This is a genomic window from Lysinibacillus sp. CNPSo 3705, from assembly GCF_028674935.1.
Taxonomy (GTDB): Bacteria; Bacillota; Bacilli; order Bacillales_A; family Planococcaceae; genus Lysinibacillus.
In genome coordinates this window covers 56,907-80,790 of the sequence record NZ_JAQZSD010000003.1, presented here as the reverse complement: position 1 = coordinate 80,790, position 23,884 = coordinate 56,907, and the positions used below count along the sequence as shown (strand labels likewise).

At 36.0% G+C, this 23,884-nt stretch carries 25 protein-coding genes; 11 read left to right on the top strand and 14 right to left on the bottom strand.

Annotation, left to right across the window (positions count from 1 at the left end; translation table 11 throughout):
• The first annotated feature begins 16 nt into the window (after window positions 1-16).
• Complete coding sequence (locus PVA17_RS02025; protein ID WP_274066728.1) at window positions 17-370, top strand: hypothetical protein; 354 nt, start codon at window positions 17-19, stop codon at window positions 368-370.
• Between the two features lie 182 nt (window positions 371-552).
• On the top strand, window positions 553-1,977 hold the full coding sequence (locus tag PVA17_RS02020) for an erythromycin esterase family protein (RefSeq protein WP_132361278.1): 1,425 nt from the start codon (window positions 553-555) through the stop codon (window positions 1,975-1,977).
• A gap of 54 nt (window positions 1,978-2,031) precedes the next feature.
• On the opposite strand, the gene PVA17_RS02015 is transcribed toward PVA17_RS02020, so the two are convergent.
• Together PVA17_RS02015 and PVA17_RS02010 are read right to left on the bottom strand one after the other, a co-directional pair.
• Window positions 2,032-3,207 carry a DUF4272 domain-containing protein gene (locus PVA17_RS02015; protein ID WP_132361277.1) on the bottom strand — a complete coding sequence of 392 codons (1,176 nt, stop codon included), beginning with the start codon at window positions 3,205-3,207 and terminating at the stop codon, window positions 2,032-2,034.
• A 524-nt stretch (window positions 3,208-3,731) separates the two neighbouring features.
• The gene (locus tag PVA17_RS02010) at window positions 3,732-4,562 is read right to left on the bottom strand and encodes a MerR family transcriptional regulator (RefSeq protein WP_132361275.1); all 831 of its coding nucleotides are present in this window, start codon (window positions 4,560-4,562) and stop codon (window positions 3,732-3,734) included.
• A 128-nt stretch (window positions 4,563-4,690) separates the two neighbouring features.
• On the opposite strand from PVA17_RS02010, the gene PVA17_RS02005 reads away from it, so the two are divergent.
• Both PVA17_RS02005 and PVA17_RS02000 read left to right on the top strand, forming a co-directional pair.
• On the top strand, window positions 4,691-5,158 hold the full coding sequence (locus tag PVA17_RS02005) for a GNAT family N-acetyltransferase (protein WP_132361273.1): 468 nt from the start codon (window positions 4,691-4,693) through the stop codon (window positions 5,156-5,158).
• Window positions 5,145-6,500, top strand: coding sequence for an MATE family efflux transporter (locus tag PVA17_RS02000; RefSeq protein WP_132361271.1), 1,356 nt, complete (start codon window positions 5,145-5,147; stop codon window positions 6,498-6,500). Before PVA17_RS02005 ends, PVA17_RS02000 begins: the two co-directional genes overlap by 14 nt.
• Window positions 6,501-6,657: 157 nt before the next feature.
• On the opposite strand, the gene PVA17_RS01995 is transcribed toward PVA17_RS02000, so the two are convergent.
• Entirely contained in the window at window positions 6,658-7,701 is a 1,044-nt protein-coding gene (locus PVA17_RS01995; RefSeq protein WP_132361269.1) for an AI-2E family transporter, read from the bottom strand.
• Window positions 7,702-8,138: 437 nt separating this feature from the next.
• Between PVA17_RS01995 and PVA17_RS01990 the strand changes: the two genes are divergently transcribed.
• Window positions 8,139-8,528 carry a RidA family protein gene (locus tag PVA17_RS01990; protein WP_132361267.1) on the top strand — a complete coding sequence of 130 codons (390 nt, stop codon included), beginning with the start codon at window positions 8,139-8,141 and terminating at the stop codon, window positions 8,526-8,528.
• Window positions 8,529-8,696: 168 nt separating this feature from the next.
• Here PVA17_RS01990 and PVA17_RS01985 read toward each other — a convergent pair whose 3' ends face one another.
• Window positions 8,697-10,097, bottom strand: a complete 1,401-nt coding sequence (locus tag PVA17_RS01985; protein WP_132361265.1) for an amino acid permease — start codon at window positions 10,095-10,097, stop codon at window positions 8,697-8,699.
• 478 nt (window positions 10,098-10,575) lie between these two features.
• Here PVA17_RS01985 and PVA17_RS01980 point away from each other — a divergent pair, with 478 nt between their 5' ends.
• Window positions 10,576-11,328 (top strand): IclR family transcriptional regulator, encoded by a 753-nt coding sequence (locus PVA17_RS01980; RefSeq protein ID WP_274066727.1) that lies wholly within the window; start codon window positions 10,576-10,578, stop codon window positions 11,326-11,328.
• Window positions 11,329-11,628: 300 nt separating this feature from the next.
• The gene (locus PVA17_RS01975; protein WP_132361261.1) at window positions 11,629-12,564 is read left to right on the top strand and encodes an aldo/keto reductase; all 936 of its coding nucleotides are present in this window, start codon (window positions 11,629-11,631) and stop codon (window positions 12,562-12,564) included.
• Window positions 12,565-12,609: 45 nt separating this feature from the next.
• Here the strand turns inward: PVA17_RS01975 and PVA17_RS01970 are convergent, their stop codons facing one another.
• From PVA17_RS01970 to PVA17_RS01950, 5 genes are all read right to left on the bottom strand, one after another.
• Window positions 12,610-13,218: a flavin reductase family protein gene (locus PVA17_RS01970; RefSeq protein WP_132361259.1), complete on the bottom strand. Its 609-nt coding sequence runs from the start codon at window positions 13,216-13,218 to the stop codon at window positions 12,610-12,612.
• A gap of 14 nt (window positions 13,219-13,232) precedes the next feature.
• Window positions 13,233-14,171: a ring-cleaving dioxygenase gene (locus PVA17_RS01965; RefSeq protein ID WP_274066726.1), complete on the bottom strand. Its 939-nt coding sequence runs from the start codon at window positions 14,169-14,171 to the stop codon at window positions 13,233-13,235.
• A 313-nt stretch (window positions 14,172-14,484) separates the two neighbouring features.
• Window positions 14,485-15,078 (bottom strand): NADPH-dependent FMN reductase, encoded by a 594-nt coding sequence (locus tag PVA17_RS01960; RefSeq protein WP_132361257.1) that lies wholly within the window; start codon window positions 15,076-15,078, stop codon window positions 14,485-14,487.
• Window positions 15,079-15,647: 569 nt separating this feature from the next.
• Window positions 15,648-15,992 (bottom strand): YunG family protein, encoded by a 345-nt coding sequence (locus PVA17_RS01955; RefSeq protein ID WP_274066725.1) that lies wholly within the window; start codon window positions 15,990-15,992, stop codon window positions 15,648-15,650.
• 28 nt (window positions 15,993-16,020) lie between these two features.
• Window positions 16,021-16,545 carry a GNAT family N-acetyltransferase gene (locus tag PVA17_RS01950; protein WP_132361253.1) on the bottom strand — a complete coding sequence of 175 codons (525 nt, stop codon included), beginning with the start codon at window positions 16,543-16,545 and terminating at the stop codon, window positions 16,021-16,023.
• Window positions 16,546-16,843: 298 nt separating this feature from the next.
• Here PVA17_RS01950 and PVA17_RS01945 point away from each other — a divergent pair, with 298 nt between their 5' ends.
• The 3 genes from PVA17_RS01945 to PVA17_RS01935 are packed head-to-tail and all read left to right on the top strand — an operon-like array spanning window position 16,844 to window position 19,162.
• Window positions 16,844-17,185 carry a PadR family transcriptional regulator gene (locus PVA17_RS01945; protein WP_132361251.1) on the top strand — a complete coding sequence of 114 codons (342 nt, stop codon included), beginning with the start codon at window positions 16,844-16,846 and terminating at the stop codon, window positions 17,183-17,185.
• On the top strand, window positions 17,182-17,679 hold the full coding sequence (locus PVA17_RS01940; protein WP_132361249.1) for a hypothetical protein: 498 nt from the start codon (window positions 17,182-17,184) through the stop codon (window positions 17,677-17,679). Before PVA17_RS01945 ends, PVA17_RS01940 begins: the two co-directional genes overlap by 4 nt.
• A gap of 7 nt (window positions 17,680-17,686) precedes the next feature.
• Window positions 17,687-19,162, top strand: a complete 1,476-nt coding sequence (locus tag PVA17_RS01935) for a serine hydrolase domain-containing protein (protein ID WP_274066724.1) — start codon at window positions 17,687-17,689, stop codon at window positions 19,160-19,162.
• Window positions 19,163-19,210: 48 nt separating this feature from the next.
• Here PVA17_RS01935 and PVA17_RS01930 read toward each other — a convergent pair whose 3' ends face one another.
• From PVA17_RS01930 to PVA17_RS01920, 3 genes are all read right to left on the bottom strand, one after another.
• Entirely contained in the window at window positions 19,211-19,774 is a 564-nt protein-coding gene (locus tag PVA17_RS01930) for a cupin domain-containing protein (protein WP_274066723.1), read from the bottom strand.
• Between the two features lie 101 nt (window positions 19,775-19,875).
• On the bottom strand, window positions 19,876-20,097 hold the full coding sequence (locus PVA17_RS01925) for a helix-turn-helix domain-containing protein (protein WP_274066722.1): 222 nt from the start codon (window positions 20,095-20,097) through the stop codon (window positions 19,876-19,878).
• A 12-nt stretch (window positions 20,098-20,109) separates the two neighbouring features.
• Window positions 20,110-20,286 carry a hypothetical protein gene (locus PVA17_RS01920; RefSeq protein ID WP_274066721.1) on the bottom strand — a complete coding sequence of 59 codons (177 nt, stop codon included), beginning with the start codon at window positions 20,284-20,286 and terminating at the stop codon, window positions 20,110-20,112.
• Between the two features lie 214 nt (window positions 20,287-20,500).
• Between PVA17_RS01920 and PVA17_RS01915 the strand changes: the two genes are divergently transcribed.
• Window positions 20,501-21,340 (top strand): YitT family protein, encoded by an 840-nt coding sequence (locus PVA17_RS01915; protein WP_248717433.1) that lies wholly within the window; start codon window positions 20,501-20,503, stop codon window positions 21,338-21,340.
• A 92-nt stretch (window positions 21,341-21,432) separates the two neighbouring features.
• Here PVA17_RS01915 and PVA17_RS01910 read toward each other — a convergent pair whose 3' ends face one another.
• Both PVA17_RS01910 and pdxR read right to left on the bottom strand, forming a co-directional pair.
• Complete coding sequence (locus PVA17_RS01910; protein WP_274066720.1) at window positions 21,433-22,353, bottom strand: D-alanine--D-alanine ligase; 921 nt, start codon at window positions 22,351-22,353, stop codon at window positions 21,433-21,435.
• Between the two features lie 4 nt (window positions 22,354-22,357).
• On the bottom strand, window positions 22,358-23,806 hold the full coding sequence (gene pdxR / locus PVA17_RS01905) for a MocR-like pyridoxine biosynthesis transcription factor PdxR (protein WP_274066719.1): 1,449 nt from the start codon (window positions 23,804-23,806) through the stop codon (window positions 22,358-22,360).
• Window positions 23,807-23,884: the final 78 nt, after the last annotated feature.

The window sequence follows — 23,884 nt, the reverse complement described above, 5'->3', positions numbered from 1 at the left end:
GAGGAGAGTCATAATTATGCAGCTATTTACTAAAAGGATTGATGTAAGAGAAGAAGATATTTTTTCAGAACTACATCATTTTTTACTAAGAAAAAATAATCGCTATTTAACGAATGATGAGGTAGTTGCATTAACTGGGGTTTCATCTGAATTACTCTATAAATGGGTAAAAGCAGGGAAATTAAAAAAATCAATTTTTCCTAACTTAGGCGCTCCCTGTGAACGCTGTGGACAAATTACTCAGGCAAAAATCTGTGTTAGCTGCTCATCAACCATCGTTCATACTTTAAAACAAGAGGAAAAGAATCGTGCATGGTTCAATCAAATACAGCGGAATCACCCAAGAGCTAGCACATATCACTATAAATAAAATAGCTAACATCTCTATAGTGTATTTACGCTATGGAGATGTTTTTTTATCTGCATCCGCTCAAAATAATCCAAAATAATGACATTTGACCAAATTTAAACAAAATTTAAACAAATCCCCCCTTTACTTTAAACTTTACTACCTATAATTGGTCTTACTATAAAGCGGAGGACTGATAGAAAGTGACAAAAGGTAAGAAACGTAAAGTTTTATTATCATTAAGTATTGCGTTAACAAGCTTTGCAGCGTTCAACGGAGTTTCAAATGCATCTGCAGCAATTCCAGCGGTAGAAGAACGTGTAGCTTTAGATAACAAGTTAGAAGTGAAACAAGCTCGCACATCCAGTGAAACTCTTCAAGATTGGAAAAATTGGACAAATGACCATGCTTACAGCTTAACATCCATTCAACCTGAAACAGTTGGTCAACAAAACATCCCATCCACTAAATTTGAAGATTTAGAGATGCTAAAGCCTTTATTGCATGATAAGCGCATTGTTTTTTTAGGGGAAAGTTCACATGGCGTAGCAGAATTCAGCTTAGCAAAAACACGTTTAATTCAATTTTTACACCAAGAAATGGGCTACAATGTCCTAGCCTTTGAAAGCGGTATGGGGAATGCTATGAATGCTCAAGGACAAATTGATAAACAAGCAGCGCAACAAACAATGAAGGATGCTATTTTTGGTGTATGGTGGTCAAAAGAAACACTACCGTTATTTGAGTATGCTAAAAAAACACAGAATACCGATAAACCTTTAAAATTAGCGGGCTTTGATATTCAACAGCAAGGTGCATTCACAAACGGCAACTGGCTACAAAATAGCAAGCTTGCTAAACAGTTAAGTGAAGTAGAGGAGAAACTTGTTGACTGGAGTTCTGGTACGGATTTAAAAGGCTATCAAAAGGCGAAACCAAGCATTATCGACGTGTATAAACAAGTAAAATCACAAGTACAGCTAAAAGAAAACGAGTTAAAAGCAGCTTATCCGGGAGAGTCTCATATTGTAAAGCTTATGGAACGTACATTAGCTGACCGTATCCGTTTAGCAGACGAATATGTAGAACTATCGATTCAAGCAAATATTGAACTTGAGCACAATAAATATGATTCTTTTTTAAAGACAATGGAATGGCGCGACCAATCAATGATGGAAAACCTTCTTTGGTTAGCAGAGGACATTTATCCAACTGAAAAGTTCATCGTCTGGGCCCATAATGACCATATTCGTAAGGCACAATCCGAAGTAATGGGTTCTCCTTATCCAGTAAAATTAATGGGTGAACGCCTACCAGATATTTATAAGAAATATAGTTATGTGCTTGGTCTTTATATGGCTGGTGGGGAAACAGCAAACAATATGGGTGAGCCTATGGCCGTTTTACCGCCAGTAAAAGGATCAATCGAGGATATTGCTTCATCTTCAAATAAACCGTACACATTTATCGACATGCGAAACCGTCAAAATGAGCGTGGAAACTCATGGATGTTTGAGCCACGTTTATCGTATAGCTGGGGAATGATTCAGGAAAGTCTTGTTCCACGAGATCAATATGATGGCCTTCTGCTGATTGATAAAGTAAGTAAACCTCATTATATAAAATAAGCATATAAAAATAGCAAACTAGCAGAAAAACTAGTTTGCTATTTTCTTTTATATTTAAGTATCCATCGACATGTTATCCCATTCTTCACTTCGATGCCCTATCATCCAGAACAAGCCTCTTCTCCTTTCCATGACGATGCTTTCATTTATCCCGGCAGGAGCCGCTTGGTCTTTTATCCGACTATCTACACAAGCCCAATGGTATCTGTAAATCTTGTCGGCTTCATCCAATAGCTCTTCCTGACTACGCATAACAGTTTGAAGAAAAAATTGTTCAAACGTTTCACAGTTAGAAACAACTTGAATGGCATACTCGCAATCACATACTTCATCAGGAAAATCGAGCTTCTCAACAAATCCAAGTGCCCAAATAAGTGTCCAATAAGCCTCGTATTGCCATGAAATATTAATGGCTTCTTGCACATCTGGTTCAGAAGCTTGTAAAAAGTCTCTTTCGTTGCTAGTTAGATTGTCTTCTACTTTATATGTGCGTAACATTTTGATGAAAAAGTCTCGCGATTCTTCTACATTTCCACCTTGCGCCACATCACAGGCAAATTGAATGACAATTAACAGGGCTACAGCTCTTCTAGCAATGTCTTCTCGAGTTTTAAACTGACAAGCCTCTATTGTTGGGAGCTGAGGAAGGGAAGCTGTATATGGAATAGCTTTTTCCTTTAAATATGCTAGCGTTTTATTTTTTCTTTGTTCACCTTCTTCTGATAACACCTCTTGTCCCCTCACCTTTCGTGTACAAGCTTGGGGTCTAAAGTCAGATGGTCCTGATTGCCCGTTAGGATAAACAATAACGTTCCCTTCAGCGTCTAGTAAAGTGCCATTCGCTAAAAAGCCAATCCCGCCTATGCTTGATAATAGGTTCGTAAATAACTGCATCTGTTCTTCATTTATCGCTTTTTCCGCTTCGATTGCAATTACTGTATTTAAAACAGCTATTTGAGTCAAAACTAATTCTTTTAAATGGTCATCTTCAAAAGGAAAATTGTCGTAATACCCCATCATCCCAGGAATATTATTAGCGAAGTAATCTGGATTCGTATCTTCAGCCATCACGCTAATTATTAATTTATATTTTTTAAACAGCGCCTTTGATGTTATAACATACTCATTGTCATTTTTTTCGATAGCAAAGCCTTTTGTAAAAACATCTGAAATTTTCACTTCAATATCGTCAATGTTGTTCTTAGATGCAAATATAGTGAAATAATTCATTCTTCTCTCCCCTTTTATTCACCAACTATAGCCTGCAAGAGCTTGGCTAAACTGCTGTTTATTTTTTCGTAGTAGTTCGTTTTCCTTCCAAAAAGCAAGAAATACCCTCCATTTCTTGCTGCATCATTTGCCATACCGTTCGTATCGCTATAAGCCTTTCTACTTCACTGCCGCTCAACCATTCAAATAACGTCTCTACACTGGCTGTAATTCTGCTAAAATAATTTCAAATCTGGGCCATCAATAATAATAGACAAAACACGATAACGCTAAGTTGCTACACAAATCATGCTCTCATATAAATAGTTATATGTTACGTTCTACGTTAGATTCATAATCTTCAGGATATCATTTCCTCATTAGAACAAGGCTTAATTTATGTATAAATACCGAAATTTTACTTCCTTAAAGGCTCAAAATATATGATAATCGCATGACCATTTTTCCTGAATTTTTTCTATAGCACTAGTCGCACTTTAATCACATTCAGATATTCTATAAGATTTTTTATACTTCTCTACTTATTAACTACCTTTTTTAATTTCTATCATAATTTTCGTTACATAATCCTCTTCCCGATTTTTAATCACGGCGTCATAAATGTATTCATCATATACGTATTCCCCTAGTTCAAAGCCTTTTTCCCTCATGACCTTAAATAATCGCTCGTAAGATTCACCAAGTGTAGTGGAATTTCCTACATGATAGCCGACAATAAAATCCCCTTCAATCGCTTCAAAATAAGGATGACCTTCTCGCGGGTGTGGCTGCTCTATATACAAGAAACTATAATTATCATAGTTTCCAGCTAATACTTGCTCTCTTCTTGTAATTCCTCCAATGGGATAACCCGTGTCTAATTGAGAACGATCTAACTCATCTATAAAGTCTGATACAGCCTTCGTAAACTGTTCTTCCGTCGAATTCTCGATATTTTTACTTAAATACAATGTGGCCACTGGCAGATGCTCAATCGTAATACTATCAAAATCAAGATGTAAGGCTTCCTCTGTTAAATCAATTTTTACATCAATAATGCTTTCAATCATCTCCAGCTCTCGACGTTTTTTCGCTACAATTTCCTTTTGCTGATACATTAAGTCTAAGAAATTTTCAGGTGATTTTTCTGCCATATATTTTTGAATATCCTTTAAAGACATACCAACCGCCTTTAATAGCTCAATCACACTAAAAAATTCATATTGTGCAATGGAATAATAACGATAGTCTTTACTATCCTTCATAATTGGTGACAATAAACCGATTTGATCGTAGTAGATTAACGTTTGTTTATTAACCTTACAAATTTTAGCGAACTCACCAGTTGTAAAATATTTTACATTTTTATTAAACATTTTTAAGTTTCCCTCCTTGACTATATAGTTACTATATACATTAAATTGTAGCTATTCACAATTAATTAGGCCACTACAATAAACAATGCATGGCTGAAAGAAATTAAAAACAGAAAGGTTTTGACATTATGTTCACGGAAATTCGTGACATTACGGCTTTAAACAAAGAGAAAATATTAGCATTACGTATTGCTGATTATCAGCAAGATTTTATTGAAAGTACAAAGCAATGTTTAGCGGAAGCAGAAACAGACAAACGCTTTATTCCTGTTGGATTGTATAGGGAAGATAAAGCAGTCGGCTTCGCTATGTATGGTGTGTTTCCACATAAGGACAATACACAGCGTGTTTGGTTAGATCGCTTTTTCATTGATGAGCATTTTCAGCACAAAGGATTAGGAAAATACTTTTTACAGCTGCTTATCAATTATTTAGCAGCTAAATACAGCTGTCAAAATATATATTTAAGCGTTTATGACAACAATATAGTAGCTATTCAGTTATATAAGAAGTTTGGCTTTGTCTTTAACGGTGAGCTAGATGACAAAGGTGAAAAGGTGATGGTAAAGGAGGTACATGCTCATGACTACCATTAATCCAATTGAAACAAGACCGCTGAAGCCCTTGTTTTTATCATACTTATTTCCAGCTATGATTGGTATGTTGCTAATGTCAGTGAATATTTTAGTGGATGGTATTTTCGTTAGTCACGGAGTTGGACCAACCGCTTTAGCAGGGGTAAATATCGCCGTACCTATTTTTTCGATTTTACTATCTATTTCCCTTTGGATTGGAATGGGTGGAGCAACACTATTTTCAATTTCTCTCGGTGAGGGCAATAAAAAAAGAGCGAACCAGCTCTTTACATTAGCATTTACAACTATGATCGTTGTCGTTATGACACTAATTCTCATACTTTTATTAAATTTAAAGGAAATCTCCTATATATTCGGCGCAAGTGATGCTACATTTCCTTATGTACAAGAGTACTTACATGTTATTTTGATTTTCGGTGTGTTCTACACAATTGAAAACTTACTTAGCATTTTTATTCGAAATGATGGCAATCCAAAGCTTGCAATGATGGGTTTAATCACTACATCTGTGTTAAACATTATTTTAAACTACATTTTCATTTTCATTTTCCACTACGGCGTAACTGGCTGTGCCCTGGCTACAGCACTTTCCACAATAATCGGTATGTCGGTGCTCTGCCTACATTTCTTCCGAAAGCAATCCGAATTAAAGTTTGTGCGTAAGTTTTTCAACCTAGCTGATTTAAAGAAAATATTCGCTATTGGGTTACCAAGCTTTATTGTCGAAGCCTCCGTTGCTATTATGGTTATTTTATATAATGTGACATTTTTACACTATTTGGGCTCAGATGGAGTGACCGCCTACGCGATGATTAACTATATTCATACCGTATTATTAACAGTGTTCCTTGGTATCGGCATGGCACTACAGCCCCTCGTTAGTTATCACTACGGTGCGAGATTAATCGAGAGATTAACAGCGTTATTGAAAATCGGTATAGCCACTGCATTTATTCTCGGTTTAACTACTGTCATAATTGCTACGTTATTCCCTTCTCAGCTAATAGCATTATTCGGTGATAGTACGTTTGAAATTCGTAATATGGCAGCGCAAGGCTTTGTACACTTTGCAATTGGGTATGTATTCCTCGGCGTGAACATGGTCTTTGCGGAATTCTTCCAATCAATTGAGAGAATACGTCTTGCAACAACTATCATGTTACTTCGTAGTATTATACTATTTATCCCTGCTCTCGTACTATTGCCTAAATTACTTGGCCCACAAGCTATTTGGTGGACATTCCCCGCCGCAGAGGGTATTACCGCATTACTAATTTTTATATTCATGAAGACAAAAACACCTACTATTTTCTCAGAAGCAAGTTCCTTAAAGGCACTATAATTAAAGTTAACCCCCTTTCAACGCAATAATCGAAAGGGGGTTAACTGTTTTGGCCATCCGCTATACTGCCAAACTATGGACTTCAAAATTTCAAAACTAGCCAAAGAAAAAGGAATCATACACACTTGATTCCTTTTTAAATGAAACTTTATTCACTTTATTTGTCTTCTTGTATTTCCATTGCCCGTTGCAGTTCATCTTCTGAGGACGTAACTCCGAGAATATCGAGAAGGAACATGAATAATGGAATACCAATAATTAATCCCCATACACCAAGAAAATGCTCAGAGAAGAGAATGACCATGAATGTATAGAAAATTGGAAGATTTGTCTTAGCTGACATTAGCTTTGGATTTAGGAAGTATGCCTCCATAGCATGTAGTACCATAACAATAACTAAGATATAGACAATGTACATAGGACCACCGATACTGTATGCGATTATAGTTAGAGGAATCAAGGACATGATGACGCCCGCAACTGGCACTAACCCCAGTATAAAGAGCATGATTCCCAGCGCAATTAAATGCGGGAAGCCCATAATGTATAAAGCAATAACAGATAAAACACAGTTGACAGCAGCAATAATGAACTGTGCCTCAATAACTTTACCGAAAGAACGAATGAATATTCTTGAGAAATAATGTAATTCATCGTAGAGATGGCTCATTTTGCTATCTTTAAATTTCGCTGTAAATTCCGTAATACGTTTCTTTTCAAGTAAAATAAACAAGCTCAAAATTAGTGCAATGAATATATGCAAAATGATTTTACCAATATTCGTAAGGTTTTTCAGCGTGAGGTCTACACCTTGCTCTAAATATTTACCCAGTTCAATCTTGTCAAAGGTTGGCGCTAAATACCTTGCAATCTCGTTATCATTTGGGTTAAGACTAAAGCTAGCAATAAGATCAAAGAGCTGTGTAATTTGTTGGGTTACGACTGGCAAATACTTGTAGATAATTGCAACAATACCTGCAACAAGCAAAAGATAGAGGGTAACTGTTACAGCCTTCTCATTCATCCGTACGTACTTTCTAACCTCTTTTGTTGTCTTCGTGGTAAGTTGATTCATCAAGTAAGTAATAATGAACGTGAGAAGAATTAGATTGATCATACTCCGCATCATATATAATGCAATAGCGATCCCAGCCAGGATTAAAAAACGTTTAAATCCATGACTTCGAAAGAAATTACTCATGTATTCACTCCTTCTACAAAACGGCTTCGTGGCCTTTACTGCCTGGATTTCGCTATCAAGTGAACAAAAACAATTAATAAATTGATGTAAAACATTACGTATCATTCTTATGTAAATGCCCCCCTTCATTGGATTATTATTTCCATTAAAACTTAGAATAAGACTTAAATACTTGCGCTTTATAAGTCTCATAAGAAATTAATGCATCCAAGGAGCGAAAAGAATAGTATGCCTTATCAAATTAATAACAATATTTTTGAAAGCTGTATCAGCGTTATAAGCCTTAATTTTATTAGTCTATTATAACCCTTTGAACACCATCATAGCCAATGTAAGTTCTTTTATGATAGTACTAAAATTAGATTTTTTTATCTTTAGTCTTAGTATGATATTGTTATAAAAATGTAAACTAAAATTATATAGAAAGGATTGATTATGTGAAAATTGCTAGAAACCCGAAGGACACTCATCAACCAGTTGCTCCTTATGTACATCAAATAGAAGTAACAGGACCTCAGAGATGGTTAACACTATCTGGACAAATAGGCATGGAAGAAGACGGGACAATACCTGAAGAGCCATTAACTCAAATGAAATTGGCATTCGAAAATATTAGAAAGAATCTTGAAAGTGCGAATATGGACATTCAAGATTTAACGAAGATAACCCTTTATTTGGTTGGGGAAATGAATGTAGATCAAAGAAAAAAAATAATGAACGACTTTCTTGGTGATCACCTTCCGTGTATGACATTAATGTATGTAGTTGCGCTTGCAGCCCCTTCCCTAAAGGTAGAGATTGATGCCTGGGCTTGTAAGGAAATGTAAACTTATTATATGTTGAAACTAACAAGGTTGTGCGTCTAGATTCGTATTAAATTTTGTGATAAAAACGGGGCCCGGGACATAAGTATATTTTTAAAGTAAAGTTTCATAATTAAAAAAGTGCGAGAAATCAACGTTTCTAAAATTGATTTCTCGCACTCTTCATCTTATTTATAGATCTTCATTTTTAGAGCTTATCTTAGCATGCTTGTATCCATAGGCTATATAAATAACTAAACCTATCGCTAACCAAATCAAAAAGCGCACTATAGTAAATGGCGGCAGACTGAAAATTAATACAATACATCCTCCAACACCTACAGTTGCTACAAGCCATAGCGCAGGTACTTTAAATACACGTGGTTGATTTGGTCGTGTATAGCGAAGAACAACAACACTAACTGTTGTTAAAGCAAAAGCAGTTAAACCGCCGATGTTAGCAAATTCCGCTAATTCTCCGATCGATAAAAATCCCGATAAGAGAATGCCTGTTACAACAACAATTAACGTTGATAATACTGGTACGCCTGTTTTTTTATTTGTTTGTGCAATACGTTCTGGTAAAAGTCCATCTCGGCTCATTGCAAACAGCACGCGTGTCGCACTTGTTGTATTTGCTATCATCGTAGCAAGCAATCCAAAAATAACTGATACTGCTATGATAGCGCCTCCCCATTGAATCCCAACAGATTCTAGTGCATATACAGTAGGATTTGGAACATCCAACTCAGGAGATGGTACAATACCTGTTAATACTAGTGCAACAATTGCATAAATAAGCGTTAGTATACTTAGACCACCAATTAAAGCTTTTGGTATTGTTTTTTGTGGATTTTTTACTTCCTCAAGAACTGTTGTCACACCATCAAATCCGGTAAAGGCAAAGAACACTAGTGCCGCTCCCGCCATTACACCTGACCAGCCAAACGGTGTAAACGGTGTCCAGTTTATAGGGTTAACGTGAAAAGCCCCAATAGCAAGGAATAAGATAATCGCGCCAACCTTTGCAGCTGTAAATAACATATTTGATCGACCTACATTTTTAATTCCACTCATTGAAATCCAAGCTACAATAAGCCAACCAGCCACAGCAGGGAGATTTACGATCCCACCGTGAGCAATATCCTTTGTTAAAACTTCTGGCAAGTGAATTCCCACAGATTGTAAAAACGAATTGACGTAGCCACTCCAGCCAACTGCGACTGTACTGGAAATAACGATAAATTCCAATAATAAATCCCAACCGATTATCCACGCAATCATTTCACCTAACGCAATATAAGAATAGGTGTAAGCACTGCCGGCAACAGGAGCCATCGCTGCGAATTCAACATAGGCTAATCCAACGGCTATTGTTACAAGACCACCTATTAAGAATGAAACAACAACACCCGGACCCGCATGTAGAGCAGCTGTAGTTCCTGGCAACACAAAAATGCCAGCTCCTATTGTAGCCCCTAGTACGTACAGCAATAATTGCAACGACCCTAGTTCACGCTTTAGTTTAAAACGTTCGACTTCAGTTATTTTATTGGCTTGCTCGATTGATTTCTTTCGTAAAAAATTCGCCATAATAACCACTCCACTTTCAAAAAGGAAAATAAATTTCATTTTTATGTATTTTTATCAATAAACAGTATATTATCCGCATTTTCGAATTGAGTCAACAATTAGATTATTATAACAATTTATCTTTTTACTTGAAAATGAGGTAATAGCAGTTCATTTATATGAAACTTTTAACAATCTTAAAATGCCCATTTCACCAGAATCATAACGGCGGCTACTTTACTTTTTCTTCTTGTAATAACTCTATAAAAAGCTCTGTTATTTCCTTCTCTCAATGACTTCACTTGCATTCTTTCACTATACATTAGATGTTGTAAATATGATGTCAATAAAGAAAAGCATAAACATCTCAAATTGAAATTCCACCGCCTATTATAATCCTCTGTAGAGACTTATTTCTATAAGAAACGATCCAAACTAGTAAATCAAAAGTAAAGATGGTATTGTACAAGCTAGAAATTTAAAGTTAGGAGAGGGCAAAATGGATTCCTATGAAGTATCGACATTAAAAAAAGGCCTTTTGATTTTGGATGTATTACGTCAAAAGCATTCTCTTACATTAACTGAAATTATGGAAGAATTATCAATGAATAAGACATCCGTTTTTCGCATGCTTTATACGCTCGAAAAAATGAATTATGTCATTAAATATAATAAATACTATCAATTAAATCCGCATATCTTTAGGGATGAGCACTTATATTGGCACAAAGATATACAATGGACGTCTCTCGTGGCGCCATATCAATTAGCTCGCCAAGAAGAAATAACTACTTACATTGGTATTTTGGAAGATTGTGAGATGGTGATAAAAAATGTGATTAGAGAGCCTTTTGACCATCCTGCTTATCAAGCAATCGATACTCGGACACCTATGCATTCAAGCGCACTTGGAAAAGTAGTATTAGCTCATCTGTCAGCTAAAAAACAACGTGAAATATTAAATAGTATTGAACTTAATACATTTACAACAAAAACCTTATATGATTATGGGCTATTAATTCCTCATTTACAGGTCATTAAAACACAGGGATATGCTGTTGATAATGAAGAAACAAATGTAGGTAAAATTTGTATCGCAGTTCCGATTTATGTGAATGAAGAAGTCTTCGGTGCGATTGCCTTGCACGGTTCGACAAATCAAATGAAGAAAACAGCCATTCGGTCATTTGCAAAAAAGTTAGAAGAGGCAAGCCAGCAATTAACGGAAGAAATCCATTACCTGTTAGCATAAAGGAAAAGGTCTCCCACCTATATAGGTGATGAGATGAATGCTGTTTAAGTTACTTTTCAGCGGTTGTCCAAACATCTGTATCCGTCGCTACGCTTTTAGTACAAAAAACACGCTGCAAGAAGTTAAAGCCTCCGGCAGATGTTACGGATTCCGAACGCAATTACGTCCAGGCATAATTGATTGGATCTTCTATTTGCAATTAAAATGCTTTTGTTTCTATATATGAAACTATAACGGTGTATGTTGGTAAAATATTTTTTTTACTCTATTCTAATTACAGAAAACAGAGGAGGTAGGAATATGAAATTTCATACATTAAAAAAAACAAATATCAAGATTTCCGAAATTGGTCTGGGGACGAATGCTGTAGGTGGCCATAACTTATATGAAAACTTAAATGAACAAGACGGGACGGAGCTAGTCACAGCTGCACTTGACCTAGGAATAACTTTTTTTGATACAGCAGATATCTATGGAAAAGGGCGTTCAGAAGAACTTGTTGGCGAAGTATTAAAAAAATATTCTAGGGAAGATTTTGTTTTAGCGACAAAAGGCGGCAGGCATTGGTTTGAGGATGGCTCTGTAAAAACAAATAATCATCCGCAATATTTACGAAGTGCACTTGAAAATAGCTTGAGCCGGCTACAAATGGACTATGTTGACCTCTACTATTTACACTTCCCAGACAACGAGACCCCTCTTGCGGAGTCGATTGGGGAATTATCACGCTTAAAAGAAGAAGGAAAAATCGGAGCAATAGGCATTTCAAACGTAACATTAGATCAACTTGAAGAAGCTAATGTGCATAATGATATTTCAGTGTTACAATCACCGTACAATATGTTAAACCGATCTGCAGAACAAAAATTATTGCCATACTGTGTAAAAAATGATATTTCCTTTATTCCATACGGTCCACTTGCATATGGCCTACTTGGTGGTAAGTATACAAAAGACTTTAAGTTGGGCGCTGGAGACTGGCGAATTTCGGATCCTTTATTCCAAGGTGAATTATTTGAACAAACATTACTAAAAATAGATGAGTTAAAAGAAATTGCAGAGGAAAAGCAAACGACCTTACCAAATCTAGCACTAGCTTGGTTATTAGCTCAAGATGGTATTGATGCAGTTATCCCAGGTGGAAAACATAAAAGCCAAGTGGCTACTAATGTGAAAGCAACTGATATCTTATTAACTAAAGAAAATTTAGAGAATATAGAAAGAATTTTAGCATAACGAAAAAATGCGAAAATGCTGTTATATCAACATTTTCGCATTTTTTTATTGAGGACGTTCTAAAGCAAATATTTCTCCAATTTTTGCATAATTCGAGCCAGCTAGTCTGCTAACTGCTTTTAATTTCCTTGGGTCAATACGCCCTTCATTATAAATAGTCTCATCTATATGAAATTGAACAACCTGACCAATGAACAAATCACCCGTCTGTTCGTCGCCATTCATCAAAGGAATTGTCTGTACTAAACGACATTCCATCCGAACCTTTGCCTCTTGAATACCTGGTACAGATATTAGCTCACTATCGGTTAATGTAAATTGAGCTTTATCAATTTCACTTTCACTTACGGGTAATGAAGCTGCCGTTTCATTCACCTGCTTAACATTATCCTCATCTACAATATGCACAACAAATTGTTGCTGATAAAGAATATGTCGAGCGGTATCTTTTAAGCGCCCTTGTGGTCTTTGAATGGCTAGAGAAATCATCGGTGGATTTGATGATACAATGTTAAAGAAACTAAAAGGTGCGCCGTTGATGACTCCTTGCTCTGATTTCGTCGTGACAAAGGCAATTGGTCTCGGAATAATACTGCCAATTAATAATTTATAGTTTTCACGCTCAGTATTTTTTGTAGGATCAATCGAAATCAAACAACTCATTCTCCTTAATCAAGCACACGCACTTCAATCGGAATTAATGTTCTTTCTAATTGTTCACGATGCTGTTCATATTGAGCTGGTAACATTAATTGACTACCCATTGTTTCAGGTGTTTCATCATGAGCGAATCCAGGTGGATCTGTCGCAATTTCAAATAAAATCTCACCAGGTTCACGGAAGTAAATCGCATTAAAATAATTCCGATCTTTCACTTCAGTTACATGTTGTCCATGATTCATTACATACTCTTGCCATTCTAGGTGATCCGCATTATCCTGGGCTCTCCAAGCAATATGATGAACTGTTCCAACTCCCATTTGACCGCGTATACCAGGAACTACTTTTAAATCTACTGTATTGCCAATATCAGCACTGGATTTGAAACGAGTATACTCACCTTCCGTTGCTACTTTCTCAAGACCCATGACTTCAGTTAAGACTTTTGCTGTTTCCTCAGGGTGACTCGAATACAATGTTGCACCGCCAAATCCTTTAATCGCAACCTCAGGAGTTACTTCACCAAATGTCCATTCATTTAATTCACCTTCCGCACGCGCCACTAATTCAATATGAAGTCCGTGTGGATCATCAAATTGTATGACTTGTTCACCAAAGCGTTCAGCTTTTTGGCATGGAATAGCGAATTTCGCAAGACGATTAATCCAAAAAGGTAGTGCTCCCTCTGGTACAACATAAGTAGTTACACCAACTTGGCCATCACCAATGCGGCCTTGATAAGCATCTGCCCATGGGAAGAATGTAATAATTGTCCCCGGTTTACCACCTTTGTTCCCGAAGTAAAGATGATATGTGCCTGGGTCATCGAAATTTACTGTTTGTTTCACTAAACGTAAACCTAATACACCAGCATAAAAATCAATATTTTCTTGTGGATGCCCTACAATCGCTGTGATATGGTGAATACCCGCAGTATGTTTTTTCATGTTAACAGTCCCTTTCATGATAAATATATTGTTCACCTATACTTTATCCAATATCGTTCTACCTCAATCTATCAATTATGCCTCGGCATAATTGGGTCCGGAATCGGCTTTTTGCTTGCATAAAAAACTCCTTTCCGATTCCGTGACATCCGCCGGAGGCTTTAGGCCAACAGATGTTTTTTGTGCGAAAGCGAAGCGTCAGCAACAGCACGAAGTTGGTCACTCAGTCGTTGCCACAGGACGTGGCGTTTTTAGACTGAGTTCCTCTATTTCAGTGGGTGTTTGGACACCCGCTGAAATAAGTTAAACATGATTAACGAATTGTATATAAAGCTTTTGACCAAGGAATTAATTGATCTAACATTTGGTTAACTGAATCTGTTTGTACTTCTTTTGGTTTAAAATCAGTACCATTTTCAAAGTCTGTGAATAGTGACAATGCTGGATGTACACGGACATCTGCAATTAAAAGCTCACCCATAATACCACGTAAATGTTCAGCTGCACGTGCACCACCTACAGAACCATACGATACAATACCTGCAGCTTTGTTATTCCATTCTACACGTAAATAATCTAGTGCATTTTTTAAAGCACCTGTAATAGAGTGATTATACTCTTGTACGATAAATACAAATCCATCTTGTTTTGCAACAATTTCTGACCAAGCTTGAGCGCCTGAAGCGTCTTGCCCTGGTTCACCTAGTAAAGGTAATTTGTAATCTGCAATATCAATAATTGTATAGTTTGCATCTCCTCGTTGATCTGCGATTTCTTTTACCCATTGTGCTACTTGTGGACTTACACGACCTTCACGTGTTGATCCGATAATAATCCCGATATTTAATTCTGCCATTGTTTTTTCCTCCTCTTTTTTTGAAGCAAATAATTTATTTAAAAAACCCATTATGATTACCTCCTTATGATGAAAAGTAAAGCTTTACTTTCTACATGGATTAAAAGGTTCGAATTCATTTATCTTGAATTTATTTATCTTGAATTCGAGATAATAATAACACGATGGTTTCATTTACGTCAACATGTTTGTTTAAATATTAAAAAAAGCAGAGATGAAACACTCTGCTTCAGCTTGTAGACCAAAGGATAAATATAAAATAATGCGTATCAATAAACAAAGGTTGATTTTCACTCCGAGTAGGCGCTTTCCGCGGGCTTGGCTTCAAACTCCTCGTCACTACGTTCCTGCGGGGCTTTCAGCGCAAGCTCATCCCGCAGGAGTCGCCACTCTCCGTGAAAAATCAACAGCTCCTCATCATTATATGGAAAGACAAGCTGAACCAAAAGAGAATTATAACTACGATTAAATACTAACAAGGTTTAGCTTAAATTATAATGGACTGTGTTTGATTACTTTTCATCCAAGATACATCTCACAGAAGGTTTCGTCGCTCCTAACAAAATGAATATCAGTATCTTACGCTTAAATCAACATACAAAAAGTAGCTATAGTTGACCCTAGCTTTTTCCTAAATACTCATGAACCTGTGATTTTAGATAGCTATATTGAATATCGTTCGTATCTTGGAAAGCCTCTTCCCTACTAGAACGAACATCCTGATAGTAGAGGTTGTACGAAAATTGTTCTTGTGTAAAATCCTTTCTGACCCCACCGAGAATATTATAAAAATGCCAGCCTTCATCAAGCCACGTTTTATAAATTTCGCCCCCAAGGATATCATTTACAATTAATGCAGTGACTTCGCATTGGCCTTTTGCAGGATTAACTAAACTCCATTTTGAGCTAGATTGAATGGACCAGGATTTTTTAAAAGCTGTTAACAAATCATTTTCTGTAGACATTCCTCAACGTCCTTTTCTACCTATAGTTTTAATATGGTATGTCATCGATTTTAATAGGCGTTGTTCTACCTAAAATCCAATCATCTTTGATTGCACCATAAACGATACTATCTGACACAGTACCATCTGCATTTTCCCAAGCATTTCTTAAATAGCCCTCTTTTACAAAACCAGCTTTCGCAAAACATTTCCTCATTCCCATATTATCAACTCTCGTATAACCTTCGATACGAATCTTATCTTTTTCTCCAAACAGGTAATCTTGTAACCAAAGGAGGGTTTTTACACCGTATCCTTTTCCTCTATAGCGCATATCTAAACGGATATCGAATAACGGGATCGTATCACTTATGTCATGAATGATAATAATCCCGACCTTTTTTTCATTATCAACTATCCAATGTGTTTCGCGATCGCACTGATAGTATCCTTCCGTATACGCTTTTCGCACGGATTCCTCTTTTAAATGTTGATCGGTATGATACATCCACTTGTTTTGAGTTAACAAATCTACTAAATCTTCAATTTCATTTCCTAATAGTTTATATTCCATTTATATGATCCTCCAATGAATAATAATGAACACCACCATACGTAGAGTTCCGTTCCACTAGGTGCTTTGGCCGGAAGAAAGCATACCTCTACTGAAGCCTACATTCTACTAACCATACTTTAACAAGTGCTGTTAGGATGTGCAAAAGGTATTGGCATAAATTTTACATTTCTTCTATAAGATTTAAGTAGGTCATCATGCAGGATATGTGATCGAATATTTCATCATTACCTCTCGAAAGTATTCACAACAAAAATATATACTTGAAAGAAGTATATATTTTTGTTAAATTTAACCTATGGATAGAACAAGTTTAATAAAAGGTCATTTAGAAATGTGTGTATTGTCTATTTTGTCTAAGAAAAAAAGTTATGGCTATGAAATTATGAAAGAATTAGAAAAACACAATTTGAAATTGAAGGGAGTAGGCAGCATTTATCCCATCTTGACTAAGTTAAAAGATCAAGAATGGGTTGATACTTACCGTGAAATGACAGACAACGGAAAAGTCAGAGTTTATTATGAAATCAATGAAAAAGGAGAAGTTTATCTTCAAAAAAAAATCAATGAATGGTTGGAGTTGCAACAAGACATAAAATCCCTACTTCAAAGCGGTCTGAAAGGAGAACTTATTGAATGAGTATGGAATTAAGTTTAGTAGAAAAACAATATGTAACCGAAGTTCTAAATGAGTTAAAACAGTATCGTATTAGCTCAAAAGAAAGAAAGAATATAAAGCAACAGCTTTTAGAGCATTTCCAAGAATCTCGTGATAATGGAATTGATAGTATAAATGATCTGGGAGATACTACGACATTTATTAAAGATTTTTTAGAGATTAAAGGTATAGATCTTCATTCGGAAATTAAACAAATGCGGAAAAGTCGACCTGGAATATCAATAGCTCTTGGGTTTTGTACTTTTATTATTGCCTATCTTGCTTGTCAGCTACTACTATCGATGTTTTTGACAGATTCTTTTAATCCGCAAAAGACTATGGCAACATTCCATTATAATATTGTTTATCAGATTTCTGATGTTGCTTGGTGGAACTTCTTGCTAATTACAATCAGCATTTCTACTTCCTCTTTAATATCTTTACTTGCAATAAAAATTTTTGGAGGAAATAGGTGAAATAACAATGAAAAAAAAACCAATATATAAAGCTATATTAGTTTGTTTTTTAGTAATTCCACTTTATCTATTTCAACTAGTCTCACCAATCTCCACAGAAGCTGCAGAACAAGATGTTAAGAGTACTATAGATAAGTATGTTGAAAACTTTTTAGAAGAGCAGCGAATTCCAGGTGCATCTATTGCAATTGTTCATAAAAATGATATCTTTTATTCTAAATCATGGGGTGTAACAGGAGAATCCGAAGAAAAGGTAACTGCTGAAACTCCATTTGTAGTCGGCTCAATTAGTAAATCACTAACAGGCTTAGCCATCATGAGATTACTTGATGCAGGCATTATTCAATTAGATGATCCAGTTCAAAAGTACATGCCTTGGTTTACCCTGAAAGATAAACAAGCCGCTTCTCAAATAACGATTAAACATTTACTTACGCAAACAAGTGGGATAAGCACTTATTCTGGCTTAGCTATATCAGACAAGGAATCTAAAGATTTAAGTGCTATAAAGGACAATGTAGAAAGTTTATCGAATGTGGAGCTAACTGCTGCTCCTGGGGAAAAACATCAATATAGTAATGCTAACTTTTCTATTCTTGGAGCTCTCATCGAAGAGGTTACCAAACAACCATTTTCTAAATATATGGAGGAACAAGTTTTTTCTCCATTAGGGATGAAAAATGCAGCCGCTAATAGTAGCATAGCCTATGAAAAAGGATACTTAGCTGGCTATCAATCATGGCTTGGTCACCCTGTCAAAAGTGCAGTCACGTTTGATAATGGAGGGACACCCTATGGATATATAACGGCAAGTGCAACAGATATGGTGCAGTACATTAAACTACTTAGTCGCCATGAGCATAACAATTTTTTAAGTAAAAATGCGATGAATCTTTATATATCGCCGTTTGTTCAAACTAGTAAATATCGATATTACGGCCTTGGTGTACGAATCTCATATCCAGAATCCAAAGAAGAAATGATTTGGCATTCTGGTTCAAATCCTGACGCACGCTCAGAAGTATTTTATCTACCAGAAACCGATTGGGGCGGGGTAATTCTCACGAACAAAAGTCATATATTAGAGGAAAAGTCACTTCTTTACTTGAAAGAAGGGATTATCAACATTTTAAATGGAAAAGAGCCCGTTGACGCACCTAAATATACACCTACATCTCAAGTCATAACAATCGCTATGATATGTTTACTTTTTGTGCTGTTTATTTATCTGTTAATAAAAGTTAAAGCTAAAAAAGTAAACAAAAGAGGCGTGTTGGGTATATTCGGTCTTATACTTTTAGTTTTGGCCATTATCTCCATTCCATTATTAAGCTATAATACAGGAACACCTTGGCACACTATTAGATATTTTGCCCCTGATATTGCATTTTTGGTTATAGCACTAGTTACCCTTTTAACATTGAATGGCTTATTATCTATATATATTTCATTTAGACGACGACAAAAAAGACAACTTCTCTAAGTAGGAGTTGTCTTTTGTATGCTTGTATGACCACGGAAAAAGCTTCGATTATTCATTGCCCTGACCGTAGCCTGCTTCCGAGGCCTCAGCGTCTGCTTTCGTAACATGTACCGTACCAAATGGATGGTTAGGAGGAGCGTATATTGAATAAAGCTTTAGTGGTATATTCCCTGTATTTGTGACGTTATGCCATGTTCCAGCAGGCACTACTACAGCAAAGTTTTCATAGACGTTTCTTTCATAGTTTAAATTGTTTTTACTCGGGCCCATTTGGGCAAATCCCTCACCCTGTTCAATATATATAAATTGATCCACATTCGGGTGTATTTCCAAACCGATATCCTCACCAACATTAATACTCATTAACGTAATTTGTGAATTTTTTCCCGTCCACAGAGTAGTACGATACGTATCGTTTTGCTTAGCTGCATCTTTAAGATTGATGACAAGTGGCTTGGGCCCATAATCTTTTAATACAATACTTTCGCCATTGGAAAAACGAGAAGGCTCAGCTCTGTTCGCGTACCCCGTCTGATAAGGAGGTGTCCAATAAACTAACTGATCTCCATAGTTATACATAGGCATGTTTCCGTAATAAGGAATGTAGTACATTTTCTCAATCCCCTCACACATTATAAGGTTATCCTATGCAACTTGTTCAAGAAATGTACGTAAACGTATTTCCATCCTATAGTACGGCTTAGAAATTTTTTTTACGCAAAGGTATCCTCATCTTCAGCATACTCTAAAATATCTTCTGGTTGGCAATGCAAGACTTTACAAAGTGCATTTAACGTGGAAAAACGTATTGCCTTTACCTTTCCCGTTTTTAAATTCGATAAATTGACAATCGATATATCTACTGCTTCTGCAAGCTCACTTAATTGCATTTTTCTATCAGCTAATACACGATCCAATCTTACGATAATCGTCAATTTCTTCACTTCCTATACTGCTGCATCATCTCTTAATACTATATTTAATATTCTCAAGCTCATTTTCATATTACGAATTGCTAACGATTGATCCATAACGGCTTCTAACACCCCTTTTATTTTTTTATTTATTTCCTTTCCCCAATTATTAAAGGATATAGTATAAGCTGATTTCAGCAGATTCCACATAACTATTTAACTTCTTTCAGCGGACAATTATGCTAAAGGCATAATTAATTAGCAGCTTCATGAACTATTTTTTTAATTCGACTTTTTCTCTAATAAAGGACATACTAACAATTATAGATTTATCATAAACGAACATTCCAAAAAGTATATAAAATGTCTAGAGCTTGATATAGTATGTATTTAGGAAAATACAATTTGTTGTGGTGGTGTATATATGAAGAAGTTCATGATGGATTTTTTAATGATTACGATCGGGGCGTTGCTTTTTGCACTGGCAGTAAACTTATTTGTTATACCGAATGATTTAGGTGAAGGTGGCGTTACAGGTTTAACAATCATTGCCTATTATTTGTTTGGATGGTCGCCAAGTATTGTGAGCTTTTTGCTAAACGCAGCTTTATTAGTAGTTGGCTATAAATTTTTAAGTAGGCAAACGACTATTTATACGATTATTGCGGTATCCCTCCATTCACTGTTTTTACATTTAACAGAATCGTGGTCGATTTCTTCGAATGAAATTATTGTGAACGCTATTTTTGGTGGGGTGTTTGCTGGAGTTGGTATAGGCTTAATTATAAGAGTTGGTGGAACAACAGCAGGTTCAACAATTTTAGCTAGAATGACGAACAAATATTTAGGCTGGAGTATTAGTTACGGTTTATTGTTTTTTGATTTAATAGTTGCTTTTTCATCTTACTTTATTATCGGAGCAGAAGCATTAATGCTTACTGTCATTATGCTTTATGTCGGAACAAAGGTAATGGAGTTTGTTATTGAAGGTGTAAATCCGAAAAAGGCAGTTACGATTATTTCGAAAAAGCCAGAGGAGATTGCCAGTCATGTCAATGGTTTTATGAACCGAGGCGTGACAGTTCTATCAGGCCATGGCTATTACACGAAGGAACAAAAAGAGATTCTGTATATTGTTATTAGTAAACAGGAAGTTGTAAAGCTGAAGAAAATCGTCAAAGAAATAGACAAGGATGCTTTTATTGCTATTCATGATGTACGAGATGTTTTTGGACATGGATTTATTGAATTATCTAAAGCTTAATAAGACAACTGAGAAAACACCTCTTGTTGAAAATGGGATGATCCCACATCAACATACAGGTGTTTTTTATTGAACGTTTAGCTATTCATACTTCAATGATCCCCATTTCTTCTAACCTGTAAGGAAATTTCAATAATCCTATCTAAAAGTTTTGTATAAATAATTCCTGCCGACGATGCGCTTTTTGGGAGTAAGCTGTTCTTTGTCATCCCTGGCAATGTGTTAACCTCCATGACATATGGGATTCCATCCTTGATCATCATATCGATTCTGGCGTAAACACTACATTTTAATGCGCTATAGCAGGCTTTTGCGGCTTCAGCAACACGTTCATGTATGGCAGGTGGAAGCTCTACAACTTCCTCTATTGTTGCGGCATCCTCATATTTCGCCTTATAGTCAAAGAACTGCGCTGTATGTTGAATCGAAATAATCGGTAATAGCTCCCCGTCCAAAATGGAGCATGTTATTTCTTCACCTTCTATATATTTTTCAATAATGATTTCAGCATCCCATTTGAATACTTCCTCAATGGAATTAAGTAAAGAATTTTTATCGTAAACTATTTTCACCCCTACACTGGAGCCACCCGAATTAGGTTTAACTACGAACGGATAGCCCATCTTATCTAATTCATCGAACTGAAGCTCCTCGATATTCGCAAGATGGAGCCAATCCGGTGTTTCAATGCCTTCATAACGTAAAATTTTTTTCGAAATGTTTTTATCCATACACATACTGCTTGAAAGTATTCCACTCCCCGTATACTTAACGCCCATAGCCTCTAGTACACCTTGAATCGTGCCATCCTCTCCAAATTTGCCATGTAGTGCTAATAAAGCAATATCAATATCTCTCACCTTTTCAATAAGCTCTGACGTGTTATGTTCATTTAGTTTAATAGCAACCACTTCGTATTTACTCGTATCTATATGAGCGAGCATTTCTTCCCCTGTCATAATAGAGACCTGCTTCTCCGAGGAAACGCCCCCCATAATAACGCCAATTTTCATATGTTCAACTCCCTATTTCATTTTTCAAGGTATCACCAATAATCTTAATACCACACACAATATCCTCTTCTTTTAGCCGTGAAAACCCTAATCGAAATGTGTTACTGCCCCCACCATTGCAGTAAAAAACGTCACCAGGATAAAAAACAACTCTCCTTTGATAGCATTTCTTCAATAGTGTACGAGCATCTATTCCTTCTTCTAACTCAATAAAAAGATGAAGTCCACCATCACCCGTCATTCTTTTAAAAGGAATGTATTGGTGGCAAGCTTGAAGGGCTAATTCATACTTTTTCTTATATACAAACTTAGCCTTTTTTAAATATTTTTCAAAATAACCATCCTGTAAATATTGATAAAGCACAGCCTGATCTAGTGTCGATGTATGAATAGTACGTGCTCTTTTCATACTTTCTAAACAGTAGATAAGTTCCTTATCAGCTAATACCCACCCGACACGTAAGCCTGGAAAAAGAATTTTAGAAAAGCTACTAATATAAATAACATTGTTGCCCTCACCGATAAAAGTCATTAGCGGTGCTAAATGCGAGCCTGAATAACGTAATTCCTCATTAAAACCATCCTCCACAATTGGAATTTGATATTGTGAAAAAAGCCTAATAATTTCAGCTCTTTTTTCAGAGGATGTCACAATACCTGTCGGATTATGATAGGACGGGATTAAATAAGCAAAATCAAATTCCTTTTCCGATAAGCTTTTCTTAACTTGTTCAATATCGATACCGTCATCCTTCATGTCGATTCCGTGTATATCAAATCCATGTAGACGAAAAAGCTTTAATGCCGCATGGTGAGTAGGGTTTTCACAAATAACACGTCCAGATTTTTTCGCTAAGGAAGATAATAAAATATCTAAGCCCTCGGTAAAACCATTCGTAATCAAAATATCCTTATTGGAAATATCTACACCCTTCATTTCCATATAGTGAAGAAGGTACTCGATTAAAGGTTTATAGCCCTTTGCATACCCGTAATTCAAAACGATATCTCCTTCAAGGGACATCCGAGTCAGAAAAGCTCTTTTAAAATTTTCAACATCAAAAAGCTTCTCATCGGGAGAAACACTATTGAAGGAAATCATTCCTTTTTCCCAATGAATATCTTGCTTCATTAAATCTAGCTCATCAGCTAACAAGGTAACGTTATTCAGTCTCTCCTTCCAATTAAATTCGACAGATGCAGCTTTCAACGTTTCAACTTTCCCTACAAAATTACCTTTTCCTTTCACTGCATAGATCATGCCCTCTTGCTCTAAATCTGCATATGCATTTAGTACCGTATTTCTACTAATCGATAATAATTTACTAAGTTCACGGGTAGATGGAAGCTTTTGATGCTCCCGCAAGTGTCCCTTCATAATCATTTCTTTTAAATAGTCTTTTAATTGACTATAAACCGGACGATTACCTATAAGCTTAAAATCATTAAACACTTCCTTGACCCCCTTGCTTTATTTTTACATAACTGTTTCTAACTCAAAAGGTCCACAGTATAGGGATTTTCCCTTCCT